At 69.6% G+C, this 24,032-nt stretch carries 31 protein-coding genes; 20 read left to right on the forward strand and 11 right to left on the reverse strand.

Going from position 1 to position 24,032, the window contains the following annotated elements; genetic code table 11:
• Entirely contained in the window at window positions 1–1,188 is a 1,188-nt protein-coding gene (locus tag VME70_04560) for an acetyl-CoA C-acetyltransferase (GenBank protein HTW19470.1), read from the reverse strand.
• A gap of 18 nt (window positions 1,189–1,206) precedes the next feature.
• On the opposite strand from VME70_04560, the gene mce reads away from it, so the two are divergent.
• Window positions 1,207–1,632, forward strand: a complete 426-nt coding sequence (gene mce, locus VME70_04565; GenBank protein ID HTW19471.1) for a methylmalonyl-CoA epimerase — start codon at window positions 1,207–1,209, stop codon at window positions 1,630–1,632.
• Here the strand turns inward: mce and VME70_04570 are convergent.
• The 3 genes from VME70_04570 to VME70_04580 form a co-directional block, all read right to left on the reverse strand.
• A complete protein-coding gene (locus VME70_04570) occupies window positions 1,629–2,354 on the reverse strand; it encodes a hypothetical protein (GenBank protein ID HTW19472.1) in 726 nt (241 codons plus the stop codon). The genes mce and VME70_04570 overlap by 4 nt on opposite strands.
• A gap of 124 nt (window positions 2,355–2,478) precedes the next feature.
• The gene (locus VME70_04575) at window positions 2,479–3,861 is read right to left on the reverse strand and encodes a trypsin-like peptidase domain-containing protein (protein ID HTW19473.1); all 1,383 of its coding nucleotides are present in this window, start codon (window positions 3,859–3,861) and stop codon (window positions 2,479–2,481) included.
• 200 nt (window positions 3,862–4,061) lie between these two features.
• Window positions 4,062–4,805, reverse strand: coding sequence for a helix-turn-helix domain-containing protein (locus VME70_04580; protein ID HTW19474.1), 744 nt, complete (start codon window positions 4,803–4,805; stop codon window positions 4,062–4,064).
• Between the two features lie 81 nt (window positions 4,806–4,886).
• Between VME70_04580 and VME70_04585 the strand changes: the two genes are divergently transcribed.
• Together VME70_04585 and VME70_04590 are read left to right on the forward strand one after the other, a co-directional pair.
• Window positions 4,887–5,159, forward strand: coding sequence for a DUF4242 domain-containing protein (locus VME70_04585; protein ID HTW19475.1), 273 nt, complete (start codon window positions 4,887–4,889; stop codon window positions 5,157–5,159).
• A 3-nt stretch (window positions 5,160–5,162) separates the two neighbouring features.
• A complete protein-coding gene (locus tag VME70_04590) occupies window positions 5,163–5,663 on the forward strand; it encodes an OsmC family protein (protein ID HTW19476.1) in 501 nt (166 codons plus the stop codon).
• Between the two features lie 15 nt (window positions 5,664–5,678).
• Here the strand turns inward: VME70_04590 and VME70_04595 are convergent, their stop codons facing one another.
• Genes VME70_04595 through nucS form a run of 3 tightly spaced genes read right to left on the reverse strand, consistent with a single transcriptional unit; the run spans window position 5,679 to window position 8,247 of the window.
• Window positions 5,679–5,984 (reverse strand): hypothetical protein, encoded by a 306-nt coding sequence (locus tag VME70_04595; protein HTW19477.1) that lies wholly within the window; start codon window positions 5,982–5,984, stop codon window positions 5,679–5,681.
• A complete protein-coding gene (locus tag VME70_04600; protein ID HTW19478.1) occupies window positions 5,981–7,561 on the reverse strand; it encodes a 3-hydroxybutyryl-CoA dehydrogenase in 1,581 nt (526 codons plus the stop codon). Before VME70_04600 ends, VME70_04595 begins: the two co-directional genes overlap by 4 nt.
• A 29-nt stretch (window positions 7,562–7,590) precedes the next feature.
• Window positions 7,591–8,247, reverse strand: a complete 657-nt coding sequence (gene nucS / locus VME70_04605) for an endonuclease NucS (GenBank protein ID HTW19479.1) — start codon at window positions 8,245–8,247, stop codon at window positions 7,591–7,593.
• Between the two features lie 310 nt (window positions 8,248–8,557).
• Here nucS and VME70_04610 point away from each other — a divergent pair, with 310 nt between their 5' ends.
• From VME70_04610 to VME70_04650, 9 genes are all read left to right on the forward strand, one after another.
• Window positions 8,558–8,944 (forward strand): VOC family protein, encoded by a 387-nt coding sequence (locus VME70_04610; GenBank protein HTW19480.1) that lies wholly within the window; start codon window positions 8,558–8,560, stop codon window positions 8,942–8,944.
• Between the two features lie 131 nt (window positions 8,945–9,075).
• Window positions 9,076–9,867 (forward strand): MBL fold metallo-hydrolase, encoded by a 792-nt coding sequence (locus tag VME70_04615; GenBank protein HTW19481.1) that lies wholly within the window; start codon window positions 9,076–9,078, stop codon window positions 9,865–9,867.
• Between the two features lie 361 nt (window positions 9,868–10,228).
• Entirely contained in the window at window positions 10,229–11,587 is a 1,359-nt protein-coding gene (locus tag VME70_04620; GenBank protein ID HTW19482.1) for an adenylate/guanylate cyclase domain-containing protein, read from the forward strand.
• Window positions 11,588–11,716: 129 nt separating this feature from the next.
• The gene (locus VME70_04625) at window positions 11,717–12,157 is read left to right on the forward strand and encodes a VOC family protein (GenBank protein ID HTW19483.1); all 441 of its coding nucleotides are present in this window, start codon (window positions 11,717–11,719) and stop codon (window positions 12,155–12,157) included.
• Between the two features lie 51 nt (window positions 12,158–12,208).
• Window positions 12,209–12,859 (forward strand): uridine kinase, encoded by a 651-nt coding sequence (locus tag VME70_04630; GenBank protein HTW19484.1) that lies wholly within the window; start codon window positions 12,209–12,211, stop codon window positions 12,857–12,859.
• Between the two features lie 54 nt (window positions 12,860–12,913).
• The gene (locus tag VME70_04635; GenBank protein HTW19485.1) at window positions 12,914–13,651 is read left to right on the forward strand and encodes a methyltransferase domain-containing protein; all 738 of its coding nucleotides are present in this window, start codon (window positions 12,914–12,916) and stop codon (window positions 13,649–13,651) included.
• Window positions 13,652–13,685: 34 nt separating this feature from the next.
• Window positions 13,686–13,874: a hypothetical protein gene (locus VME70_04640; protein HTW19486.1), complete on the forward strand. Its 189-nt coding sequence runs from the start codon at window positions 13,686–13,688 to the stop codon at window positions 13,872–13,874.
• Between the two features lie 128 nt (window positions 13,875–14,002).
• Window positions 14,003–14,539, forward strand: a complete 537-nt coding sequence (locus tag VME70_04645) for a GNAT family N-acetyltransferase (protein HTW19487.1) — start codon at window positions 14,003–14,005, stop codon at window positions 14,537–14,539.
• A 315-nt stretch (window positions 14,540–14,854) separates the two neighbouring features.
• Window positions 14,855–16,066 carry a hypothetical protein gene (locus VME70_04650; GenBank protein ID HTW19488.1) on the forward strand — a complete coding sequence of 404 codons (1,212 nt, stop codon included), beginning with the start codon at window positions 14,855–14,857 and terminating at the stop codon, window positions 16,064–16,066.
• Window positions 16,067–16,084: 18 nt separating this feature from the next.
• On the opposite strand, the gene VME70_04655 is transcribed toward VME70_04650, so the two are convergent.
• Complete coding sequence (locus VME70_04655; GenBank protein HTW19489.1) at window positions 16,085–16,354, reverse strand: DUF1905 domain-containing protein; 270 nt, start codon at window positions 16,352–16,354, stop codon at window positions 16,085–16,087.
• Window positions 16,355–16,505: 151 nt separating this feature from the next.
• Here VME70_04655 and VME70_04660 point away from each other — a divergent pair, with 151 nt between their 5' ends.
• The gene (locus tag VME70_04660; GenBank protein HTW19490.1) at window positions 16,506–17,345 is read left to right on the forward strand and encodes a DUF1206 domain-containing protein; all 840 of its coding nucleotides are present in this window, start codon (window positions 16,506–16,508) and stop codon (window positions 17,343–17,345) included.
• 18 nt (window positions 17,346–17,363) lie between these two features.
• Here the strand turns inward: VME70_04660 and VME70_04665 are convergent, their stop codons facing one another.
• A complete protein-coding gene (locus VME70_04665; GenBank protein ID HTW19491.1) occupies window positions 17,364–17,888 on the reverse strand; it encodes a DUF1003 domain-containing protein in 525 nt (174 codons plus the stop codon).
• 344 nt (window positions 17,889–18,232) lie between these two features.
• On the opposite strand from VME70_04665, the gene VME70_04670 reads away from it, so the two are divergent.
• The 6 genes from VME70_04670 (at window position 18,233) to VME70_04695 (ending at window position 21,719) form a co-directional block, all read left to right on the forward strand.
• The gene (locus tag VME70_04670; protein HTW19492.1) at window positions 18,233–18,673 is read left to right on the forward strand and encodes a GNAT family N-acetyltransferase; all 441 of its coding nucleotides are present in this window, start codon (window positions 18,233–18,235) and stop codon (window positions 18,671–18,673) included.
• Window positions 18,674–18,722: 49 nt separating this feature from the next.
• The gene (locus VME70_04675) at window positions 18,723–19,331 is read left to right on the forward strand and encodes a hypothetical protein (GenBank protein HTW19493.1); all 609 of its coding nucleotides are present in this window, start codon (window positions 18,723–18,725) and stop codon (window positions 19,329–19,331) included.
• Between the two features lie 28 nt (window positions 19,332–19,359).
• Window positions 19,360–19,845, forward strand: coding sequence for a GNAT family N-acetyltransferase (locus tag VME70_04680; GenBank protein ID HTW19494.1), 486 nt, complete (start codon window positions 19,360–19,362; stop codon window positions 19,843–19,845).
• A 44-nt stretch (window positions 19,846–19,889) separates the two neighbouring features.
• Entirely contained in the window at window positions 19,890–20,465 is a 576-nt protein-coding gene (locus tag VME70_04685; protein HTW19495.1) for a DinB family protein, read from the forward strand.
• A gap of 81 nt (window positions 20,466–20,546) precedes the next feature.
• Entirely contained in the window at window positions 20,547–21,332 is a 786-nt protein-coding gene (locus VME70_04690) for an AIM24 family protein (GenBank protein HTW19496.1), read from the forward strand.
• A 57-nt stretch (window positions 21,333–21,389) separates the two neighbouring features.
• The gene (locus VME70_04695) at window positions 21,390–21,719 is read left to right on the forward strand and encodes a hypothetical protein (GenBank protein HTW19497.1); all 330 of its coding nucleotides are present in this window, start codon (window positions 21,390–21,392) and stop codon (window positions 21,717–21,719) included.
• Here the strand turns inward: VME70_04695 and VME70_04700 are convergent.
• A complete protein-coding gene (locus VME70_04700; GenBank protein ID HTW19498.1) occupies window positions 21,716–22,120 on the reverse strand; it encodes an STAS domain-containing protein in 405 nt (134 codons plus the stop codon). The genes VME70_04695 and VME70_04700 overlap by 4 nt on opposite strands.
• A gap of 82 nt (window positions 22,121–22,202) precedes the next feature.
• Window positions 22,203–23,477, reverse strand: coding sequence for a UDP-N-acetylglucosamine 1-carboxyvinyltransferase (gene murA, locus VME70_04705; GenBank protein HTW19499.1), 1,275 nt, complete (start codon window positions 23,475–23,477; stop codon window positions 22,203–22,205).
• Window positions 23,478–23,492: 15 nt separating this feature from the next.
• Here murA and VME70_04710 point away from each other — a divergent pair.
• On the forward strand, window positions 23,493–24,032 hold a 540-nt coding region (locus tag VME70_04710), incomplete at its 3' end, for a cob(I)yrinic acid a,c-diamide adenosyltransferase (protein ID HTW19500.1).

Genomic DNA, 24,032 nt, shown 5'->3' on the forward strand with positions numbered 1-24,032 from the left:
TCAGGCAGCGGGGACGCGCAGGAGCAGGGCGTCGCCCTGGCCGCCGCCGCCGCAGAGCGCGGCCGCGCCGTATCCGCCACCGCGCCGGCGGAGCTCGAGCGCGAGGGTGAGCGCGAGGCGCGCGCCGGACGCACCGATCGGGTGGCCGAGCGCGATCGCGCCGCCGTTCACGTTGACCTTGTCCCACGACACGTCGAGCAGCTTCGCGGAGTGCACCGCAACCGCAGCGAAGGCCTCGTTGATCTCGATCAGGTCGAGGGCTGAGACGTCCTCGCCGGCACGGGCCAGCGCCTTGTTGATCGCGTTCGCCGGCTGGGCCTGAAGCGACGCGTCCGGTCCGGCGACGACGCCGTGATAGCCGATCTCGGCGAGCACCGGCGCGCCGTGCCGCTCTGCGGCGTCGCGCGACATCACGACGACCGCACAGGCGCCGTCGGAGATCTGTGACGCCGAGCCCGCGGTGATCGTGCCGTCCTTGGCGAAGGCCGGACGCAGCGACGTCAGCCCCTCGACCGTCGTGTCGGCGCGCACGCCTTCGTCGGTCGTCACGACGATCGGGTCGCCGCGACGCTGCGGAACGCTCACGGTGACGATCTCCTCGTCGAACGCGCCGTTCTTCTGCGCCGCGGCAGCAAGCTGGTGCGACCGCGCGGCAAACTCGTCCTGTTCCACGCGGCTGATCCCGAGAAGCGCGTTGTGCTTCTCGGTCGACTCCCCCATCGCGCACTGGTCGAACGCGCAGAACAGCCCGTCGTACGCCATCGAGTCGAGCAGCACGCCGTCGCCGTACCGGTAGCCGCGGCGAGCACCCGGCAGCAGGTGCGGCGCGTTCGTCATCGACTCCATGCCGCCGGCGACCACGACGTCGAACTCACCCGCGCCGATCAGCTGGTCGGCCAGCGCGATCGCGTCGAGACCGGACAGGCAGACCTTGTTGACCGTCAACGCCGGCACCGTCATCGGGATGCCGCCCTTGACGGCGGCCTGCCTGGCCGTGATCTGGCCGGCGCCGGCCTGCAGGACCTGACCCAGGATCACGTAGTCGACGTCGTCGCCACCGATGCCCGCCCGCGCCAGAGCCGCCTCGATGGCGAAGCCACCGAGATCAACCGCCGGGAAGTCACCGAGCGAGCCGAGCAGCTTGCCGATTGGAGTACGGGCACCACCGACGATCACCGAACCAGGCATAACTGACACGATACGGCGATGTTCACCCGCATCGACCACGTCGGGATCGCGTGCAGGGACCTCGAGGCGACGATCGCCCGCTACACGGCGGCGTTCGACCTCACCGTTCTCGGCCGCGAAACGAACGAGGCGCAGGGCGTGCACGAGGCGATGCTCGTCGTTGCCGACAGCGCCACCGGCCGGTCCTGCGTCCAGCTGCTCCAGCCGACCCGTCCCGACACGCCGGTCGGCAAGTTCCTCGAGACGCGCGGTGAAGGGCTGCACCACGTCGCCTACGGCGTCGACGACATCGTCGGCTCGCTCAGCGCGCTGCGCGAGAGCGGCGCCGAGCTGATCGACGAGACGCCGCGGCACGGTTTCGGCGGGTCCGCGATCGCCTTCATCCATCCGCGCAGCGCCGGCGGCGTGCTGACCGAGCTGGTCGAGGCGGTCCGGCGCTCCTAGCCGGCCGCGCCGTCGCCCGGCGGCCACTCCCGCGGAAGCGGCGCCCGATCGGGGGCAACGGTCGCGACGATGGCGTCGAGCACCGCCTCGGTGTAGCCGACGAACAAGTGCTTCGCCCCCGGTACGTCGATCACTCTCGCCTGCGGCACGACCGCGAACCGTTCACCCGCCTGCTTCGGTCTCAGGTAGTCGTCGAGCTCCGGGACGATCGCGACCAGCGGCTTGCCGGAGGCCGCCCACGTGGCGAGGTCGACGTCGGTTGCGGTCTTCAGCGGCGGCGAGATGAGGATCGCGCCCGTGACGCTCGGGTCGCAGCCGTAGCGCACCGCGAGATCGGTGCCGAACGACCAACCGACCAGCCACAGGGCGGGCAGGTCCCGCGACTCGGCGAGGTCGAGCGCGGCGGCGACGTCGTACCGCTCGGACTCGCCACCGTCGAACTGCCCCGCGCTGCGCCCGGCCTCGCTCTGGGTGCCGCGCGTGTTGAAGCGGAGCACCGCGAGATCGGCGAGCGCGGGCAGCCGGTTCGCCGCCTTGCGGAACAGGTGGCTGTCCATCATGCCGCCCTGCGTGGGCAGCGGATGCAGCGTTATCAGCGTGGCGACCGGCGGCGCGGACTCCGGGAGCGCGAGCTCGCCGACCAGCTCGAGCCCGTCGGCGGTGTGCAGTGTCACCGGCTCCCGCCGTGCCGGCAGGACGGTATTCGCCAGGATCTGTGACATCGCGGCTCGCACGATAGTGGCTCGCACGATAGTGGCTCGCGCGATCGTGGCTCGCGCGATGGTCGCCAGGGCGAAGGAGCCCGGCGGCGCGCAGGAAAGGGACGCGCCGCCGGGCTCTGCGCGGCTACGCCGCCGGGCCGTCGATCAGCGTGACGGTGGCCTGGTGCGTGCCGCCTGAGGAGTCGGTCCATCCGACCGTGACGCGATCACCGCCGTGGGTGCGATCGAGCGCCGCGGTGAGCTGCTCCTCGGTAGTGACGGTCGTGCCGTTGATCGAGCTGATCGTGTCGCCCTCGCTGATGCCGGCCTTGGCCGCCGGGCTGTTCGCGACCACGCCGAGCACGGTCAGGCCCGCGTCGGTCGACGCCGCGGTGCGGTAGGCGGTGCCGTACGTCGTACCGCCCGGGGACTGGCTCGATCCGGTCGAGCCGAACCCGGGCCAGGTCCCACTACTGCCGCCAGGGATCCCGCTGCCGAGTCCCGGCCAGCCGTTGCCGGTACCGCCGTTGCCGAAGCCGGGGTAGGCCCCGCTGCCCGATCCGGTCGACGCGGACGAGCCGAGCTCGACGCCGAGGAATCCCGGCGTACCGATGACGATGGTCGAGCTGGCCTTGCCGCCGGCGATCTTCTTCGCGATCGACAGCGCGGTCGTGATCGGGATCGCGTAGCCGTCGTTGGACTCCGTCACGCCGCTCGCGTCGGCACCGAAGCCCGATGAGCTCGAGGCCGCCGTGTCCATCCCGATCACCTGACCGCTGGAGTCGACCAAGGGCCCGCCGGAGTCTCCGGACACGATCTCGGCGTCGATCTCGAGCATGCCGTTCAGCTGCTCGGGGTCCGAGCCGTCCTCGTCCGAAGCGGTGATCGTCCGGCCGGTGCCGGTGATCTTCCCCGTCGTGACGGTCGGCGTGCCCGAGCGGCCGAGTGCGTTGCCGATGGCGGCGACCGACGTACCCGTCTTCGCGGCCGATGCATCAGCGGCGCTGATCGTGGACAGCCCGCTGGCACCTTGGATCTTGACCAGCGCGACGTCGTCGGTCGCGTCCGTGCCGATGACCTTGGCGTGGTAGCTGCGACCGGACGACACCAGGGTGACCGTCACACTGGTCGCGCCCCGAACCACATGGTTGTTGGTGAGCACGACACCGCCCGACGTGATGACCATGCCGGTGCCGGCGTCCTCCTCGCCGCTGTAACGGTCGGTCGCGTCGATGTCCACGACGGCGTTGTCGACCGCAGCCGCGGCATCCGATGCGTTGACCGCACCGGCGGCGGACAGCGAAGCCACGTGAGGGAAGCCGTGGGTCGCGTGCCCGCCCGCCAGTGCGTCGGTGAGGCCCCAAGCGCCGACCGCCAGCCCGGTCGCCACCAGAGTGCCGCCGGCGATGATCTTGCGGCGCCGGGAGTGCCGGTACGCCGGATCGGGCTCGCCCGCGACCTCCGTGATCTCGGGAAGGTCGAGGTGCTGCTGGCCGGGAATCTCGCTGTCGTACGTCTCGTCGCTCACGTATCCACCGTTGCCGCCGGTTGTGAAACTTCTCTGAACGTGGCCTGGAAACTCGCTGCAACCGGCCGTCCCCGCACGCAGGGCCGATCGCACGCATGGCCCATTGGTGGTGCTGGGGGCCCACGCATGGCCCATTGGTGGTGCTGGGGGCCCACGCATGGGCCATGCGTGGGGAGACAAGACCGCGAGTCGCCGCGCGGCTACTCGGCGGCGGTGTCGGCGGTCTCGGCGGCGGTGTCGGCGATCTCGGCGGCGGTGTCGGCGGACTCGGCGGCGGTGTCGGCGATCTCGGCCGTCCCGACGACCTCAGCGCGGCCGGCGACCTCGGCGGGTTCGTCCGGCGACACCCGCATCCCGCAGAGCAGGCTCACGATCAGCTCGCCGATCTCCGCCTTCGCCGCCACCGGGTCATCGGCCTCGGCGAGATACAGGCAGGCCTCGCTCAGCGCGCCGATCAGCATGAGGGCGAGCGGCCGCAGCGGCTCGCGCCTGATCACCCCGGCGTGCATCGCCTTGCGCAGCGCGCCGCGCAGCGCAACGGTGCTGAACCTGGTCTCGATCAGCCGCGCGGTCTCCCAGCCGAGCACGACCCGGGCGTCGATCAGCACGATCTGGCGGACCGCCGGATCGGCGTGCGCCTCGACCCACAGCCGGCAACCGACCACCAGCGCGTCCCACGAGTCGGGCTGAAGGAACTCGATCACGGCTTGGTCCGAGACCTCTTGCTGGACCTGCTCGAAGACCGCGCGGAAGAGCCGCTCCTTGTCCGCGAAGTGGTGGTAGAGCGCGCCCTTGGTCACCCCTGCGCGCTCGACGATCTCCTCGGTCGACGTGGCCGCGTACCCCTGCGCGCCGAACATCTCCCGGGCGGCCGTGATCAGGGCCTCCCGGGTGCCCAGTCCCTGCGCGACCCGCTTATCTTTCGATGTGGGCTTGACTTCCATACCAGCGGTATGCATATTCTCCTACTGTCGGAATGTGATCGACGTACCGCCGGTACGTTAACACACAGGGGAGGCAACGACATGCCCAAGTACGTCATCGAGCGCGACCTGCCGGGTGCCGGCAAGCTGTCCGGCGACGAGCTGCGTGCCATCAGCCAGAAGTCCAACCAGGTGATCACCTCGCTCGGCCCAGACATCCACTGGCTGCACAGCTACGTCACGGACGACAAGCTGTACTGCGTCTATATCGCTCCGGACGAGGACATCGTCTACGAGCACGCCCGCTGCGGAGGCTTCCCGGCGGACAAGGTCTCGCGGATCACCACCCAGATCGACCCGTCGACGGGCGACTGAGCAGTGGATGCAGCAACTCTGCGAGAGCGGCAGCAGCCGCTGAAGGAGCAGTACCGAGCGGACCCGGACAGCGCGCTGGTCACCCTGCGCGCCGACGGGTCACTCGACGACGCCGAGGTGTCCTGCTCGGTGCAGACCGGTCGCGCCTTGGTCGAGGCCGGTCTGCACCCGGCGACCGGCGGCGACGGGTCGCTCGCCTGCTCCGGCGACATGCTGCTTCAGGCGCTGGTCGCGTGCGCCGGCGTCACGATGCGCGCGGTTGCGACCAACCGCGGTATCGAGATCAGCGGGACACTGCGCGCGGAGGGCGATCTGGACTTCCGCGGAACGCTCGGGCTGGATCGCGACGCCCCGGTCGGTTTCCGGGCGATCCGGCTGATCTTCGACGTTGACTCGCCCGCATCCAGCGAGGAGCTCGACGCGCTGGTCGAGACGACCAAGCGCTACTGCGTCGTACTCCAGACGTTGGTCGACTCCCCCGCGCTCGAGGTCGTTCGCAGCTGAACGCCCGGCAAGCGGTCAGCCGTAGCGGGGTGCGTTGCGGGAGCGTTTGACGTCGGCGCCCCGGCGCAGGCGGGCGTTCCAGCACGGGGTGTGCCAGTGCCGCCGATCACCCTCGGCCCCGGGCCGCCAGGCGACGATGTGCGGCAGGCTCGGGCGGATCTCCTGGTCGCACCCCGGGCAGCGGTAGCTCTTGCCGGCGGACTCGGCCGACACCGGCCGGACCACCCACTCACCATCGGGGTGGCTCTCCGTCATCGGGATCGCGCGGGCGCGCAGCGGCGCGGGCGACTCGTCCTTGCGCCGCGCCCGCCGCGGGCTCATGGCGTCACTCCCCCGCCGAAAGCCGCGAGCTCGTCGAGCAGCGGCGCGGGGGCCAAGGCAGCCTGGTGCGTCGCCGCCGCAAGGTGCAGCAGCCCCGACCGCAGATGGTCGGCTCCGACCGCATCGAGCATCGCGAACGGCCCGTCCGGGTAGCCGCAGCCGAGCGTCATCGCGGTGTCGACGTCGGCGCTGCTCGCGTAGTGGTCGTCGACCATCCGCACCGCGTCACCGAGATGTGGGAGGACGAGCAGGTCCAGGACGTGGCCCGGCCGGTCGCGGCACGGTACGGCGACCAGCCCGGCGGCACGCACCGCCGCGCCCACCGTCGCTACGGCGGCCGGCGACGACTCGATCGTCGCCACGACTTCGAGGACGCCCGGCCGCGGGGTCCGTGCGGCGTGCAGCCCGACGACATCGGCGGCTCGACCCGTGCCGGCCGCGATCGTGCCGACCGGTGCCTCGTCCGTGGTGGCGACGGCAAGCACCGCTCCCGCCCGTGTGACGCGGGCGACCCGGGCGGCGAGCTCGGCCGTGCCCGACCGCGTGCCGCCGTCGATCACGACGACGTCGACGTCCGCGACGTCCTCGATCGGCACTGCTGGCACGTCGGCGAGCGCGGCCGTCACGCGCGACTTGCCGCTCCCGACTACGGCGACCACGCGGTCGAAGGGCCTCGGGGCAGCCGCGGCGAACTCCGGTACGGCGAGGGCGGGCTCAACCTCCGGGCCGTCGTACCGGTAGTAGCCGCGACCCGACTTGCGGCCGAGCTGGCCGGCCATGACCAGGCGCCGGAGCAGCGGCGCCGCGGCGTAGCGCTGGTCGCGGGTTTCGTCGTACAGCGTCTCGAGGACGTCGAGCGACACGTCGAGGCCGATCAGGTCGAGCAGGGTCAGCGGTCCCATCGGAAGGCCGCAGCCGGCCACGATGCCCGCATCGATGTCGGCAACCGCAGCCTGTCCGGTCTCGGCGGCGCGCGCTGCGGCGTTGAGGTACCCGAACAGCAAGGCGTTGGCGACGAAGCCGGCGCGGTCGCCGACGACCACCGGGGTCTTGCCGCACGTGGTCGCGAGCTCACGTACCGCCTCGACGACCTCGGCGTCGGTCAGGACGGTGTGCACGACCTCGACCAGCCGCATGACCGGAGCCGGGTTGAAGAAGTGCATGCCGACGACGCGGTCCGGCCGGCCCGTCGTCGCTGCAATCCGCGTGACCGGCAACGACGACGTGTTGGTCGCGAGAATGGTCGAGGGCGGGCAGATCTGATCCAGATCCGCGAACAGCTCCGCCTTCAGGTCGAGCCGCTCCGGAATCGCCTCGACGACCAGATCAGTGGCGGCGAGCTCGCTGCGATGCGTGGTGAAGCGGACCCGTCCGAGCTGGGCGTCCCGGTCCTCGGCGCTGAGCCGGCCGCGGTCGACCTGACGGTTCAATGACCTCTCGAGCCGAGCGGTGCCGGCGGCGAGCAGCGCATCGTTCACTTCCAGTGCGACGACCTCGAGGCCTGACCGCGCGAACACCTCGACGATGCCCGCGCCCATCGTGCCCAGGCCGACGACCCCGGCGGTGCGGATCTCCACGCGTCAAGTCTCGCGTATCGCGGCGTCGGTCAGAACAGCCGCGGCACCACGGGGTCGATCCCGCGCAGCTCGTCGTAGTCGATGACGACGCACTCGATCCCGCGAGAGCTTGCAAGCACGCGGGCCTGTGGCTTGATCTCCTGGGCGGCGAGGACGCCTCGGACCGGCCGCAACATCGGGTCCCGGTCGAGCCGTTCGACGTACCGGGTCAGCTGCTCGACCCCGTCGATCTCGCCACGTCGCTTGATCTCGACTGCGACGGTTCGGCCGGACTCGTCTCTGCACAGCAGGTCGACCGGCCCGATATCGGTCGGGAACTCGCGCTGCACGAGCCGCAAGCCGGCGCCGATCGACTCGCAGTGCTCGGCGAGCAGCACCTGCAGGTGCGCCTCGACGCCGTCCTTGACCAGACCCGGCTCGATGCCGAGGTCGGCGTACGCGTCGGAGACGATCTCGTCGATGGTGATCACCAGCTGCTCGCCCGTCTTGTTGGTGACCGTCCAGCGCTCCGCCTCCTCACGCAATGTGCACGGCGGGCTCATCCAGTTGAGCGCCTTGCTCCCGACGTCGGCGTGGATGAGGACGGTGCCGTCGGTCTTCACCATGAGCAGCCGGGTGGCCAACGGAAGATGCGCATCGAGCCGACCTGAGTAGTCGACCGAGCACCGCGCCACCACCAACCGCACGTCGTCAACCTAACGGCGCCCGCGAACTTCGAACGTATCCGGCGTTCCCGCACGATCGCCCGCCCCCGTTTCTGCACACAACCGCTTGCGACTCGCCGCGCATCGACCGCAGGACACCAGTCTCAGCGGCGTGTTGGGCCAGGTTGTGTGCTGAAACGGGAACGACCGAAGTGCCGTTCGCGAGCGTGCCACATTGGACGTTGTCGATGAGGACGATGGCGACGGTCAGAGGGTCCGCTTCATGTGGATCGTCGCGACGAAAGTCAGCACGGATTCAGTGCCGCAGGCGACCGTGTGAGAACGTGAGCCCATGACCGCCGAAGTCGCATCCATCGTGTTGTTCGCCTCAGATGCACCTAGGTGCGCCGAGTTCTACCGATCGGCCGGCATTGCCCTTGTCGACGAGCGACACGATGACGGCCCGACGCATTACGCGGCGGAGCTCGGCCCGGTGCACTTTGCCATCTATCAAGCGACCGGTCCAACCGCCTCACTCGAGCACCGCCGACCGGGAGAGGTCTTCGTCGGCTTCTACGTCGATTCGCTGGATCGGGTCGTCGCCGCTCTCACAGCGCTTGGAATGGAGGCCTCGGGGACGCACGAGCAGATGTCCTGGGGATGTCGTCAGCTGTTCCACGACCCTGACGGGCGCACGGTGGAGATCAATGATCGGAACCACTGCCCAAGCGTTGGATAGGTGCCCACCGCGCCACCACCAACCGCACGTCGTCAACCTAACGGCGGCCGAGAAGTCCGAACGCATCCCGCCTTCTCGCTACGCAGGCATTGGACGATCACGGGCGCATTGCCTTTGAGAGACTTATTCTGGTGACGGGTCATCTGATCGTCTTAGGCAGCTGCGGGGCTTGGCCGGAGCCCGGTCGAGCCTGCAGCGGTTTCGTGGTGGAGAGTGACGGCTTCCGGGTTGTGGTCGATCTGGGATACGGCACCCTGAGTAGGCTCCTCGCCTACGTTGGCACGACCAACGCCGCGGGCATCGACGCTGTATTGGTCACTCACCGGCATGCCGACCACGCCGCCGATTTGCACGGCCTGTTTCGTGCTCGCTGGTTCGGAGCTCGGCGCGCAGGGCCGATTCCCCTTTACTCACCTGCCGGGGTGATCGAGATGCTGGTGTCGATGGAAGAAGATCCCGAGCAAAGCCGATCCAACCTTGAACAAGTCTTCGACTGGCATCCGCTGCCCCACAGCGACTACGACGTTGGTCCGTTGCGGCTTCGATCGTTTGCGCTCCCGCATTGGGTGCCCAACGCGGGGATCAGGCTGGAATGCGAGCAGTTCACCGTCGCCTTTACGGGTGACTGCGGACCGGACCCGGCGCTTGCCGAGTTAGGCCGGGACGCGGACCTTTACGTCGTGGAGGCGACCGATCGAGAGTTCGGCGATGAGCAGGCTCAGGGAACGGCCGACCGACAACCGAAGTTCCATCTCAACGCCCGAGAGGCGGGACAAGCCGCGCGAGAGGCTCGCGCACGCCGGTTGCTGCTGACTCACTTCTGGCCGGGCAACGACCGAGAAAAGTCTCTCGCAGCTGCGGCTACTGTGTTCCACGGTCCAATCGCGCTCGCTGAGGAAGGCCAGATCCACCGCCTTCCGTGACTCCTGGATCGTGTTGGCGCGATTAACAGTCGGCTACGACGCCATCAGGGCCCTCGCGTAGGACTTTCGCAGCGATTCCTCGCGCACTGCTTGGCAAGTGATGCCATAACGGAGCGGGTGCCACCTCCGCTCGGTGGGGTTCTCCGAGAAATCTCACCGCAATGGTGGATCGGGCCGGGGCACTCGCACCGTGGACTGGCTGCGCCGGGCTGAGTCGGGCGGACAGCTGCGACAGAGACCAGCCCCACCAATGGGCCATGCGTGGGACTCCAGCCCCACCAATGGGCCATGCGATCTCGTGGTTGCCTGTCGGATGTGTCGACGTGGAGGATCAAGCTGTTGCGGGAGGTGGTGCGCAGTGGTGCCTGTCACGCGGTATGCGCACACTCCCGATGGGTTCTCCATTGCTTATCAAACTTTTGGTGACGGTCCACATGACGTCGTGTTCCTGCGCAAACACGAGGCCAACATCGAGCACGACTGGGAGGACCGAGTCCTCGCTCACGTCTTCGAGCGGATCGGTGGGTTCGGCAGGTTGATCCTCTTCGACCGGCGGGGTACCGGCCTGTCCGACCCGATCGGTGAAGTCCTGCCCACCCTCGACGCGCGCTCCGACGATCTCACCGCTGTGCTCGACGCGGTCGGCTCGACCCAGGTCGTCCTGCTCTCCCTCGGCATGGCCGCGTCGAGCCTCGTCTGCTTCTACGCTGCCACCCACCCGGCCCGGGTCTCCGCACTGGTGATCTACAACGGCCAGGTCTGCGGCCACGCTGCCCCTGACTACCCGTGGGGGTTGACGCCCGAGGAGGTCACCGAGGGCCGCGCCGAGATCCTCGAGGCGTGGGGTGACTCGGAGTATGTCGCGACAACGATGCCGAGCACCGCGACGAGCCGAGCCACGGACCCGACCTGGGTGCAATGGTGGGCCGCGTCCGAACGGCGGAGTGCGTCCCCCCAGGCCGCGCTCGCGCTCTACGACATGGAGGTCGCGACCGATGTCCGGGCAGTGCTGTCCACCATCGCCAGCCGAACCCTTGTCATCCGCCGTGGCCCCTTGGTGCCGGTCGAGGAGGCGGAGTGGATTGCCGGCCAGATTTCGGGCGCCCGGTTACTCGACATCGCCGGGCCGGACCACATGCTGCTTTCCGGTGACACCGACGCCGTGCTGAACGAGATCGAACAGTTCATCACCGGATCGGTTCGCACCCAGCCGATGTTCGACCGGATGCTGACCACGATGTTGTTTACCGACATCGGCGATTCCACGGTGCAGCTCGCGGCGATGGGCGACCGTGCCTGGGCGGCCCTCATCCAGGTCCACCACGCGACCGTCCGAGCGCTGCTCGGGACCCATCGCGGTCGGGAGCTCGACACTGCGGGCGACGGCTTCTTCGCCGTATTCGATGGGCCGGCGCGCGCCGTACGTTGCGCGCAGGAGATCGTCGCCGCGGTGTCACGCATCGGGCTGAACGTCCGGGCCGGTGTCCACACCGGCGAGTGCGAACACGTCGACGGCAAGGTCGCCGGGTTGGCGGTCGTGGTGGCTTCCCGCGTGATGGGGCAGGCCGACCCTGGCACGGTGCTCGTCACCCAAGCGGTAAAGGACCTCGTCGCGGGTGCCGGGATCGATCTGACAGAGGTCGGCCCACGTCAGCTCAAGGGTGTTCCCGGCGACTGGACGCTGTTCGCGGCTAGCCCGATGACTCCCGCGGCAAGCTGACGGCCAGCGCTCGAGAACCGTCGCCTTCGCGACGTCCAACTCCGAGCAGGGCTCTGCAGCTGTGTCACCCATTGCCCGAAGATGCCGGTGTACCCCGGCGATTCTGGGTCGTCTGTAGGCTGCGCCGGCATGGCGGTTCAACGGATGGACAACGTCGGCATCGTTGTCGAGGACCTCGAAGCCGCGATCGAGTTCTTCCGCACCCTCGGGCTGGAGCTCGAAGGACAGGCCGTGACCGAAGGAGAGTGGGCCGGCCGCGTTACCGGCCTCGGCGAGCAACGGGTCGAAGTGGCCATGATGCGCACCCCTGATGGCCACGGCCGTCTTGAGCTCTCACGCTTTCTGACGCCATCGGTCATCGCCGATCACCGGACGGCTCCCGTCAACGCCCTCGGCTACCTGCGGGTGATGTTCGCCGTGGACGACCTCGATGACACGCTTGCTCGGCTCGAAGCACAGGGGGCGCGACTCGTCAGCACTGAAGTCGTGCAGTACGAGGACATGTACCGGCTCTGTTACATCCGCGGCCCCGAAGGACTTCTGATCGGGCTCGCGCAAGAACTTCGTTGATCTGTGAACGGCTACGTACCGCGGGCGGTATCCACCCGTGCACGGACCGAGATGCTCCACGGCCTCGCAGCGCGGATCGCGTCCGTCGCCGTCGGGCATCCGACGCGTGTCGCCGTAGACGGGCGCCCGGCGGCCGGGAAGACCACGCTTGCGGATGAGCTCGCCGCCATCCTGCGCGAGCAGGGTCGCTTCGTGATCCGAGCCTCAATCGAGGGATTCCTGCTGCCGCGGTCGCAGCGCTACCGCCGCGGCGAACTGTCCGCGGAAGCCAACTACTACGACAACTTCGAGTACGACGCGCTCCGAGGAGTCCTGCTCGACCCGCTCGGCCCGGGGGGCAACCGCGCGTTCCGGCACGCGGTCTACGACAACCGCACGGATGCAGCGCGGTCGGAGCCGGTCACGACCGCGCCGGTCGATGCTGTGCTGCTGTTCGAGGGCGTCTTCCTGCTGCGCCCGGAGCTGATCGACCGGTGGGACCTGACGATCTTCGTATCCGCCGGATTCGAGGAGACCGTCGAACGCGCGCGCACTCGCGACGCGGCGTTGTACGGAACCGGCGTCGAGGTCGAGCGACGCTTCCGGGCTCGCTACGGCCCGTCGCAACAGCTCTACTCCGACGCGGTTCAGCCGGCTGATCGCGCCGACATCGTCGTGTACAACGACGAACCGCAGGCGCCGTCCTGGGATATCCGCTCGTGATCGTGAACAGCGCTCTGCGACGATGCTGAGGACGGACACGGAGAGGCACCAGCGATGACGAGCGCGCAGCTCTACGACACCATCGGCACGACCTACACCACGACCCGACGGACCGATCCGCGAATCGCTGCGCAGATCTGGGCTGCCCTCGGCGACGCACGGACCGTGGTGAACGTCGGCGCCGGCAGCGGATCGTACGAGCCGACCGACCGCGTCGTTCTCGCAGTGGAGCCGTCGGAGGTCATGCGCTCGCAACGCCCACGCGAGGCCGCACCCTCGCTTGCCGCCGCCGCGGAGCACCTGCCGTTCGAGACCGGTACGTTCGACGCGGCGATGGCGGTCTCGACCGTCCACCACTGGCAGGATCCGATCGCCGGGCTGCGCGAGATGAAACGCGTGGCCGGTCGCGCGGTCGTGTTCACGTTCGACTTGAGCAACCTCAACCGGTTCTGGCTGACCCGCGACTACCTACCCGAGCTGACAGGGACGCTCGTCGGGCGCCCGTCCCTGTCCGAACAGGCGCAGGCAATCGGCGCGCGCATCGAGCCGGTGCTCATCCCGTGGGACTGCGAGGACGGCTTCTTCGAGGCCTACTGGCGACGCCCCGAGGCCTACCTGGACGAGCACGTACGCCGTGGCATCTCGATCTGGGCCAAGCTCGGCCCTGACATCGAGCAGCGAGCCGTCCGCAACCTCCGAGACGACCTCGCTTCCGGCCGCTGGGCCGAACGCAACCGTGACCTCGGCGGCCTCGACGCCGCGGATCTCGGGCTTCGACTCCTCATCGCCTGAACGGCAGGCCTCGTGGCTGAGGCATCCTGGGCAGGTGAGCAATCGCGCACATCGCCGCAAGCCGGTAGACCTGATCGCGGTCGACTCCCCGCCGGCGGGATTCTGGAAGCGAGTACGCGTCTTCCTCGCGTGGTTCTTCGCACCGCGCGTGTTCCCCAAGGCCTGGCAGCGCAAGCCCTACCTGCGCAACCCGAACCGCCGGCCGGGCAAGTTCAGCCGCTGAGCAGATGACACAAGCGGGCGACGTCGCCGCCACCACGTTCGTTCAAGGCGAAGCGGCTGCGGTGGGAACGGTGACGGGCGCCGCAACCTGGTTCACCGGCACCGCGGTGCTCACGCGAGACTGGGTGGGTGCGCCCAACCACCCGGATGGAATGGATCACCGAGCCTGCTTCGCTGAGCGACGACCGGCTGGCGGACCTGGTCGGATGCTGGACCCGAGTGTCCAACGCCGGCGGCGCGGTCGGGTTCCCGTTCCTTCCGGTCGACGAGTCGACGGTACGAGCTGCTGCCGAGGACATGCGTTCCGCGCTCGGCGCCGAGCACCGACTGCTGGTCATGCTGGACGGCGAGGACCTGATCGGCTGGTTGATCCTGCAGTTGAACACCTCGCCGCTGACCGCGCACTGGGCCGTCGTCGCGCGCGTGCAGACGGACCTGCGGTACCGAGGCCTCGGTTACGCGCGCGAACTCCTTGCGGAGACCGCACGAACGGCGAGATCGCTGGGGTTGGAACAGCTGCACATCGCGGTGAGGGGCGGGCAGGGCATCGAGGGCTTCTATCTCAACCTGGGCTGGCAGATCGTCGGTCGATGGCCGGCGGCGTTGCGGCTGGGACCCGAGGACGATCGCGACGACATCATGATGATGCTCACGCTGGCCGCCTGACGAGTACGACGAGCAACCTCGCGACATCAACGCGGCGTCGCGAATCCTCATCAGTTCTCACCTCTGCCTGACATCCTGGACCGGTGAGCAACCATGCTCGCCGGCGACGTCCGGCGGGTCTTGCCGAGCTCGACCGGCAGATCGGTTTCTGCCGCCAGGTCCGGCGGTATGCGGCGTGGATCTTGGCGCCGGCAGCTCGATGCCATCGGCCTGGGCGATCCGGCCCTACCTGCGGCTGAGCCGCCGCGGCGGCCGCCGCCGGGTGCACTGACCACAACAGGAGAACCAGACGATCCCGGAGGACGTCCAAGAACTATGCGGCTGTCGCTGCGGGCGAGCGCGCTGATTGCGGCTGCGGTCGGCGTGACCGCCGGCTGCACAGCCGGCGCGCCCAGCCACGCTCTGCACCCGGGAGCAGCGCCATCGGGATCGGCGACATACGTCCAGGCGACCCAGGAGCGCACCAGACAGGCACATGCCTACGCCCGCTGGCTCGCCGGCACCGTGGCGCGGATCGCCGGCGAGCAACCGCTCGCACACCCACCCGCCCGGCTGTCGAAGCCGGGCGAGGTCATCGGCGTCGGCGACCTCATCGTCGAACGCCGCTACTGGAGCGCGCCGGGCACGCCGCTTGCGGTGTACGACGCGCTCAAGAACGCGCCGTCGCGATACCGCCTGACCGGGTACGGCGCTCCGGGCGCCGGCTCGGATCCGGCCGACTTCGCGTTTCTCACCTATGCCGAGATACCGGCGCCGCCGTACATCGAGGACTCGGAGGTCTACGTCGAGATCGAGCGGATCAGCGCCACCCGCAGCGCCATCGCATCCTTCGCAGAGGTCGACACGCACCCGGTCCGTACGGCGACCGAGGCCATCGACGAATCAGGCGTCAGCACCAGCTCCGGCACCTACACCTGGCCGCGCCTGGACGCGCTCGCGCACCTCGGCCATGTCACCGGTTACGTCACCGCGACGCTGGACGCGAACCAGCGGCAGTCGCTGATCCGGGACTTCGACCAGTCGCCGGTCGCGAACTCGCCCTCGACCTGCTTCGGCGGGATCCAGATCAGCGGCGACGTCCTGACCGTACGTCTGCGCTCCGGCGGCCACTCCTGGAAGCTGGTCTACCCCGGCACGTCGTGCGTCGACGTCGCGGTCTGGCGGGACGGCGTGTCGCTCCCGGCCATCGGCCCGACCGGCGCGTTCCGCCGGCTGCTCGAGGTGCTCGAGCACTCCCCCGGCACCGTCGTGGGCCACCTGATCGCGGTCGGCGGCCCGGCGGGCGTGCCACCCACGCCCGAGCCCGGTGTCGTCACGCTGAGCGCACACGGTCACGTCGTGGCAGTCGTCCATCCCCGTAGCAGCGGCGCCTTCGCCCTCGACGCCCAACCAGGCCGGTACGACGTGTCCGGCAGCTCACCCGCGTTCATGATCGATGGCCGTCGTGGACAATGCACCGCCACGCACGTGGTGACCGTCGTAGCCACCCGGTCCGTGCGGGTCGACGTCCTGTGCCAGCGCAGATAGCGGCGGCGGCCGCGTCGTTCAGGCGCTGAGCCGCTCGAGCAGCACCACCGTGACCGTGTCGCCCGCTTGCTTGCCGATCGCGTCCCGGAGCTTCCCCTTGACCGGCAGCTTGTGCCGGCCGTCGCCGAGAGCCATGAACGAGCTCTCGAACGCCTCGCCATCGACCGTCCCGCGCACCTTCACCCGGCCGCGCGTGCCGAAGAACGCCGCCGAGTCCGGCATCACGACATAGGTCCAGCCACCGGGCGCTTCGCTCTTCTCGAGGGCCGCCGTGAACTTCTTCCGCACCGAACCCTCCCTTCCGGCAGAACAGTCCTCGCTTCCGGCAGAACAGTAGAACAGCGCCCGGCCGACGCAGCAGGCTTCGATCCCGACCCACTTCGACCGCCGAGACATGATCAGCGGAGCGCTTTTCGGGGTAGAGCCGGAAGTGTCCCTCGTGCTCTCCCAGCTGGGTTCGGCTGCCCGCCGGCACGCGGCGACCGTCCGCCGGCTGCGCCGGCCGGACCGGCTCGCGATCGGGCTCGCGCGGCTGGGGCTCGCCGCCCGCACCGGCTTCTACCTGCTGCTGGTCTACCTGATCGCACGGCTCGCGCTCGCATCACGCAACGATCAGCAGCCGAACGCGCACGGAGCGCTCGCCATCGTCGCCGACGCGCCGCTCGGCATCGCCGTACTGATCGTCACCGCGGCCGGGTTCGCCGGCTTCGGCGTGACCCGCCTGCGGGCCGCGTGGAAGGACAACGAGTCCTCGGTGTGGACCCGGCTGCGCACGGTCCTCCAAGGCCTGTTCTACCTCGTGCTCGCGTGGATCCCGCTGTCCTACGCGCTCGGCAACCACTCGACCGGCAAGGAGCAACAGCAGCATCAGACCGTGGCCGACCTGCTGCATCTGCCCGGCGGGCCGGTCATCGTGTTCGCGCTCGGGATCGTCGTCTGCATCGTTGCGGCGTACCAGGTGTGGACCGGCGTCGACCGCGACTACGTCGATGGCATGGCGATCGACGACGCACCACGCTGGGTACGCCGCCTCGTGCTCGCCTCCGGTGCGATCGGGATCCCGGCCCGCGCCCTGGTCTTCCTGCCGATCGGCGTCTTCTTCATGATCGCCGCCGTACAGGGAGACCCGAGGCACGCCGACGGGCTGGACCGCGAGCTGACCGCGCTCGCCAGCCACAGCTGGGGAGACGCGGTGCTCGCGCTCTGCGCGGTCGGCCTGCTGGTCTTCGTCGTCTACTCCTCGTTGGAGACGAGGTACCGAGAGGTGGCGCGCAACTAGCCGGTACGCCGGCCGGGCTCAGGCGCTCGCCAGCTCCGTGAGCTCGGAACGCAGGTCTTCACGGATCAGCTCGCGAAGCTCGCCGAGCTGCCGGGCCACCTCCGTGCGCACGTAGTCGCGGGTCGCAACCTCGCCCTGGTTGAGCCGTACGGCGACGATCTCGCGGCTGATGTAGTCGGTCGACTCACGCTGCAGCACCGTCTGCGCCCGGTCGGACTCGATCTGGACCCGGTCCCGGTTCGCCTGCCGGTTCTGTGCCAGCAGGATGAACGGCGCCGCGTAGGCGGCCTGCGTCGAGAACGCAAGGTTCAGCAGGATGAACGGGTACGGGTCCCACCGGATCACGTGCAGCATGGGCAGCAGGTTGAGGATGATCCAGACGATCACGACGCAGGTCTGGATGGCCAGGTAACGAGCGGTCCCGAAGAACCTTGCCATGCTTTCGGACCAGGCGCCGAACTCCTCGCCGGTGATGGTCGGCAGGCGCAGGCCGCGGTTATCTGTCGGCACGTCGAGTCGTCGGGCGGTGCGGGTCGTGGCCATGTCGCCTCCTTCAGCTCAGCGCGACCGGCCGGCCGCGCACGGTAGGTGATGCGGTGACGGACCTGGCCCGCAGCAACGGCTGCGGCGACCGTCGAGTCAGGTGTGGATCAGGTTCTGGGGCGTGGGCGCACGGCGCCGGCTACGCGACTTCATCGAAGGTGCAGCGGCTCAATGGCTGCGCTGATGCACGAGAGCGGGCGGGCGCGAACTATGACAGGGACTCACCCGGACCACCTCCTCTCGCGATCTTCTCGGTCAATGGTGACACAGTGTCGGCGGCGGCGCCTCGATGCGAGCAGGATTGCGATGCAGCACGCCTGCGTGGGCCGCGGATACTGACGGCTGTGCAGGTGCGCAGTGCAGATGTCGACGACGTCCCTCAGCTTGCCGCGCTGCGCGCGCAATGGCGTGAGCAGGAGAGCTCGGCACAGTTCGTGGCCGCATACCGCGACTGGTTCGTCCGCGAGGCTGCGGTCCGTTGGTGGTGGCTTGCCGTCGACGGCCCGGCGGCGATCGGGATGGTCAACCTGAAGATGTTCGACCGCATGCCGTCGCCGGGGCGGCCGCCGAGCCGTTGGGGCTACCTCGCCAATCTGTACGTCGTACCCGAGCACCGCGACGCAGGTGTCGGCACCGCACTGCTCACGGCGCTGGTCGATCGCGCCCGCGCCGAGGGTCTGGTTCGCATCGTGCTGTCGCCCTCGGAGCAGGCCGCACCGCTCTACGCGAGGTTCGGCTTCCGGCCCGCGACCGATCTGATGTTGCTGCCGCTCGAAAACGGCTGAGCCGCACGGCGGCTCGGCGGCACACACCACACCGCCATACGCTGCGACTGTGGCGATGACTCCGAAAGAGTTCTACGAACATGCGATTGCCGTGGCCGACGGCGAGCAGCGACTGCCGCTGGCCCGGATGACCGGATGGGACATCAGCCCGTTCGAGGTCGACGGCCTGCGCGTGTCGCGGTTGCGGCCGCCGGTCGTCCCCGAGCCGGCCCGGCGCGACGAGGACCCGGCCGACTGCGCGACGTGCCGCGCGCGGGACGACGGCATCTGGTTCGACCCGCACTGGCGGATGAAGCGGATCGGCGGCGTCGGTGTCCCGCTCGTTCTGATGCTCTACCCGCGGGATCACCACGACTTCGCCGACCTCCCGGACGAGCGCGCCGCCGAGCTCGGCGTGCTGGCCGTGCACATCGCCCGCCACATCGAGGCGCGGCCCAACATCTCGCGCTCGCACGTCTACCGCATCGGGGACGGCGGCGCGCATCTGCACGTCTGGTTCTTCGCCCGCCCCGAAGGCCAAGCCCAGCTGTACGGATCGTGGCTGCCGGTGTGGGACGACCTGCTGCCCGAGTATCCGGCCGAGCCGGCCGACGCAGACGCCGCGGCAGTCGCCGACGCGCTCGTGGCGTCGTACGGCGGCTCGCGCGACCCCGGCTGAGCGGTCGACGATCCGTAGTCTCGGCGCGGTGGGTGTCGACGTGCGGCTGGCGACGAGCGACCAGTTCGAGCCGGCGCTGACCGTCTGGCTCGCTGCGAACATCGCGCACGAGCTGCCGCCGACCGCGCAGCGAATCGACCGAATCCGCGAGAAGCTATCCGCCGCCGACGCGGTAGTCCTCGTCGCCGTGGCGAGCGACGGTCGCGATGTCGTCGGCATGGCGCAAGCCGAGCCCTGGCGCGGCGCCGACGGGTCGGTCGCCCGAGATCACGCGCACATCAGCATGGTGTTCGTCCATCCGGACCGGCGGCGTCAAGGCATCGGCGCCGCGCTCATGACCGGTCTGGCCGAGCAGGCCGCCGCGCGAGGCTGGTCGCGGCTCTCGCTGTGGACCCGGCGCACCAACGAGCCGGCCCGCGCGCTATACGCCGGGGAGGGCTATGCCCTCACCGGTGAGACCGGGACGCTCGACGACGGCGACCCGATCGACTGCTGGGCGCGCACCGTCGGCTGATCGCTGCGGGCAAGCGGTTTGCACCCGCGTCTTATCGTGCAACTGTGACCGAAACCTCCCCCTCCCGCTGGTCGAAATCCCCCGAGCACCCCAACTCCTGGGTGGCGCCGGCGGACGACCCGCGCTACTCGGGCACCGACCTCACCGACGAGCGGTCGACCCTGCTCGACTACCTCGACGCCTACCGGCTGACCCTCGAGATGAAGTGCGCCGACCTCGACGCCGAGCAGCTGGCCCGGCGTTCGGTGCCGCCGTCGACGCTGTCGCTTCTCGGGCTGGTCCGGCACATGGCCGATGTCGAGCGCGGCTGGTTTCGCCGCACGATGGCCGGCGAGGACGTGCCGCGGCGCTGGGTGCGCGAAGGCGGCCGCGACGACGCGTTCGACCAGGCGACCGGCGATCCCGCCCAGGTCGCGGAGGCGTGGGAGGCCTGGAACAACGAGGTCGCCTTCGCCCGCGACTACGTCGCGAACGCCGATCTCGAGGTCCGCGGCACCATGCGGGACGGCACGCAGCTGCAGTTGCGCGAGGTGATCGTCCACATGATCGAGGAGTACGCCCGGCACTGCGGGCACGCCGACCTGATCCGGGAGCGGATCGACGGGCGGGTTGGCGGCTGACCCGGACGCCCGAGGCGATGACGTAGAGAGCGGGCGAGGATAGGGTCCGGCCAGGTCATATCGAACGGGTGGGGAGTCTTCATGCTTGCGCACAAGATCGTCGGTACGGCGAACCAGATGACCATCGTCCAGCTCGAGCCGGGGCAGACCGTCTACGGCGACCGCGGCACGTTCCGCTGGAAGACCGCGAACGTCGCGATGGAGACCCGGCTGTCCCAGCCGCAGAACAACCAGGCCGGTGCGCCGGCCGCGGGCGGCGGGTTCCTTGCCAAGGCAATGGACGTCGGCAAGCGCGTGCTCGCCGGTGAAGGCCTGGCATTCCAGTACTACCACGCCGAGGGCGGCAACGGGCTGGTCACGCTGGCCGGCACGATCCCGGGTGAGCTGCGCGCGATCGAGATGGACGGCTCGGTGGGCTGGTTCGCCGAGCGCGGGGCGATGATCGGCGCCGAGTCGACGATCAACTTCGACATCGCCTTCACCGGCCTGCGGATGGGCCTGCGCGGCCACGAGGGCTTCGTCCTGCAGAAGTTCACCGGGGCCGGCACGCTGTTCGTCGCCGCGGCGGGCAACTTCATCGAGCTCAACCCGGCCAAGTACGGCGGCACGATCCAGGCCGAGACCGGCAACGTCGTGGCGTTCACCGACAGCGTGCAGTACACGATCGAGCGGATCGGTGGGCTCAACGCCCAGACCGCCATGACCGCGATGTTCGGCGGCGAGGGCATCAACCTCGCGACCTTCCGCGGCGACGGCACGGTGATCCTGCAGTCGACCTCGATCCACTCGCTCGGCGAAGCCATGCGCCGGGTGATCGACGCACCCGGCAACGACCGCAAGGGCCCGCTCGCCGGCATCGGCTTGTAGCGTCCGGAGCAGGGCTCCGGGCGCCAGATCCGCACCTCGACAAGGAGACGCAACGACATGAGCTTCATGGACAAGGTCAAGCAGCAGGCCGAGCAGGCCATGGTCAAGGCACAGCAGGGCGTGCAGCAGGGCCAGACGAAGCTGAACGACATGCAGACCCAGCGCAACCACGACTCGCTGCTGCGCGACCTGGGCGCGGCGTACTACGCCCAGCAGCGCTCGGGCGGATCGGCAGAGGCAGTGACGGCGGCGCTGGATGCCCTCGACGCGCACGCCGCGAGTGCCGCAGCCACGGCAAGCGCACCGCCGGAGTCAGGCACCACCACTCCCCCCGCCGGCGGCGCGGCGGCGACCGGTGGCGGGTCGTTCAACCTCGACGACGTCTAGACAGCCGGCGCCGCCTGCTCGAGGCACAGCACCCGGTTGAGGTGCGTGAGCGAGAGCAGGCGGTCGATCCGCTCCGGCACCCGGCGGAGCAACATGCGCCGGTCGCTGCGCAGCGCGAGCCGGTGCGCGCCGACAAGTACGCCGAGCCCGCTGGCGTCGACCAGCGCGAGCCCGGACAGGTCGACCACCAGGTCGCCGGTGCCGATCGAGATCGCCTCGACCAGCGCGGCCCGGCCCTCCGACACCGTCCGCGCCGAGAGCCTGCCGTCGAGCGCGACCAGCCGGCCCGGCTCCTCGACCGTGATGATCAGGTCGAGCGCGGACAGATCCAGGTCGGGAGCGTCGAGCGACATTTCTCTCGGCATGAGCACGCCTTCCGGTTGCTGCGGGCGTCCTGTCACGGTATGAGACGCACGAGACACGTGTCCGGTTGCCTCGCCGGGCAAATGCGTGGAAATCGACCGGGTTGCGAGCGTGTGGGCGCTAAAGCAGCATCTCGTCGCTGCGACGGACGATCTGCGCGCCCAGCCCGGTGAGTGTCTCGACGAAGGACTGGTAGCCACGGTCGACGTGGTAGGCGTCGGCAACCGTGGTCACGCCGTCGGCGACCACACCGGCGAGCACGAGTGCCGCACCGGCCCGGATGTCGGTCGCCCGCACGGGCGCGCCGGACAGCCGCTCGCGGCCGCGCACGATCGCGTGGTGGCCATCGGTGCGTACGTCAGCGGCGAGCCGCACCAGCTCGTCGATGAAGCGGAACCGACCGTCGAAGATGTTCTCGGTCACGAACGCGACGCCGTCCGCCACGGAGTTCAGCGCGATCGCCATTGGCAGCAGGTCGGTCGGGAACGCCGGGTAGGGCAACGTCACGATGTCGACCGCGCGCGGGCGCATCGCCGCGCTCACCGAGAACCCGTCGTCGTACGTCGTCACCACCGCGCCGGCCTGGCTCAGCTTGTCGAGGACGATCTCGAGCAGGTTCGCGTTCGCGCCGCGCACGCGGATGTCGCCCCTCGTCATCGTCGCCGCGAACGCCCAGGTCCCCGCAACGATCCGGTCGGGTACGACGTGATGCGTGGTGGGTGACAGCGACTCGACACCCTCGATCTCGATCGTGGAGCTGCCGATGCCGTCGATCTGGGCGCCCATCGCGACGAGCATCCGGCACAGGTCGACGATCTCCGGCTCGCGCGCCGCGTTGTCGATCGTCGTCGTGCCCTTCGCCAGCACCGCGGCCATGAGGACGTTCTCGGTCGCGCCCACGCTGGGGAAGTCCAGCCAGATCTGCGCGCCGCGCAGGACCGGCGCCTCCGCGACCAGGTAGCCGTGGACGTTGTCGAACACCGCACCGAGCCGCTCGAGCCCCATGATGTGCAGGTCGAGCGACCGGGAGCCGATCGCGTCGCCGCCGGGAAGCGCCACCCGCGCGCGGCCGGCCCGGGCCAGGAGCGGCCCGAGCACGCAGACCGAGCCGCGGATCCGCCGGACGTGCTCGTAGTCCGCCTCGAATCCGAGCTGGTCGGGCACCCGCACTTCGACGTCCGGCGCCTCGCCGGACACCTCGGCGCCGAGCCCGCGGAGCACCTCGCCCATGATCGGCACGTCCCCGATCTGCGGCACGTTCGTGAGCCTCGTCGTACCGCTCGCGAGCAAGGAGGCGGCCATCACCTTGAGCACGCTGTTCTTCGCGCCGGCGACCGACGCCTCGCCCCGCAGGCGCGCGCCACCGGTGATCTCGAACCGCTCCACGACGGGCATCGTATGGTCGCTGGCATGACGGAGCGCAAACGACAGGCCTCGACCGTTCACCTCACCCGGATCTATACCCGCACGGGCGATGACGGCACGACCGCGCTCGGCGACCTCAGCCGGGCGGCAAAGACCGATCCGCGGGTGGTGGCGTACGGCGACGTCGACGAGGCGAACTCCGCGCTCGGCGTGGCCATCGCGCTGGGCGACCTGGAGTCGGACGTCGCGACGCTGCTCACCGCGATCCAGAACGAGATGTTCGATGTCGGGGCCGACCTGTCGGCGCCGATCGTCGCCGACCCGAAATGGGTGCCGCTGCGGATCGATCCGTCGTACGTCGAACGGCTCGAAACCGCCTGCGACCGCTACAACGAGGCGCTCCCCACGTTGGACTCGTTCGTGCTGCCGAGCGGCAGTGCGGGCGCGGCTCTCCTGCACGTCGCGCGCACGGCGGCCCGGCGCGCCGAGCGGTCGGTGTGGGCGCTGCTCGATGCCCAGCCGGAGACGACCAACCCGCTGACCGCGACCTACCTGAACCGGCTGTCCGACCTGCTGTTCATCCTC

Source organism: Mycobacteriales bacterium, from assembly GCA_035504215.1.
Taxonomy (GTDB): Bacteria; Actinomycetota; Actinomycetes; order JAFAQI01; family JAFAQI01; genus DATAUK01.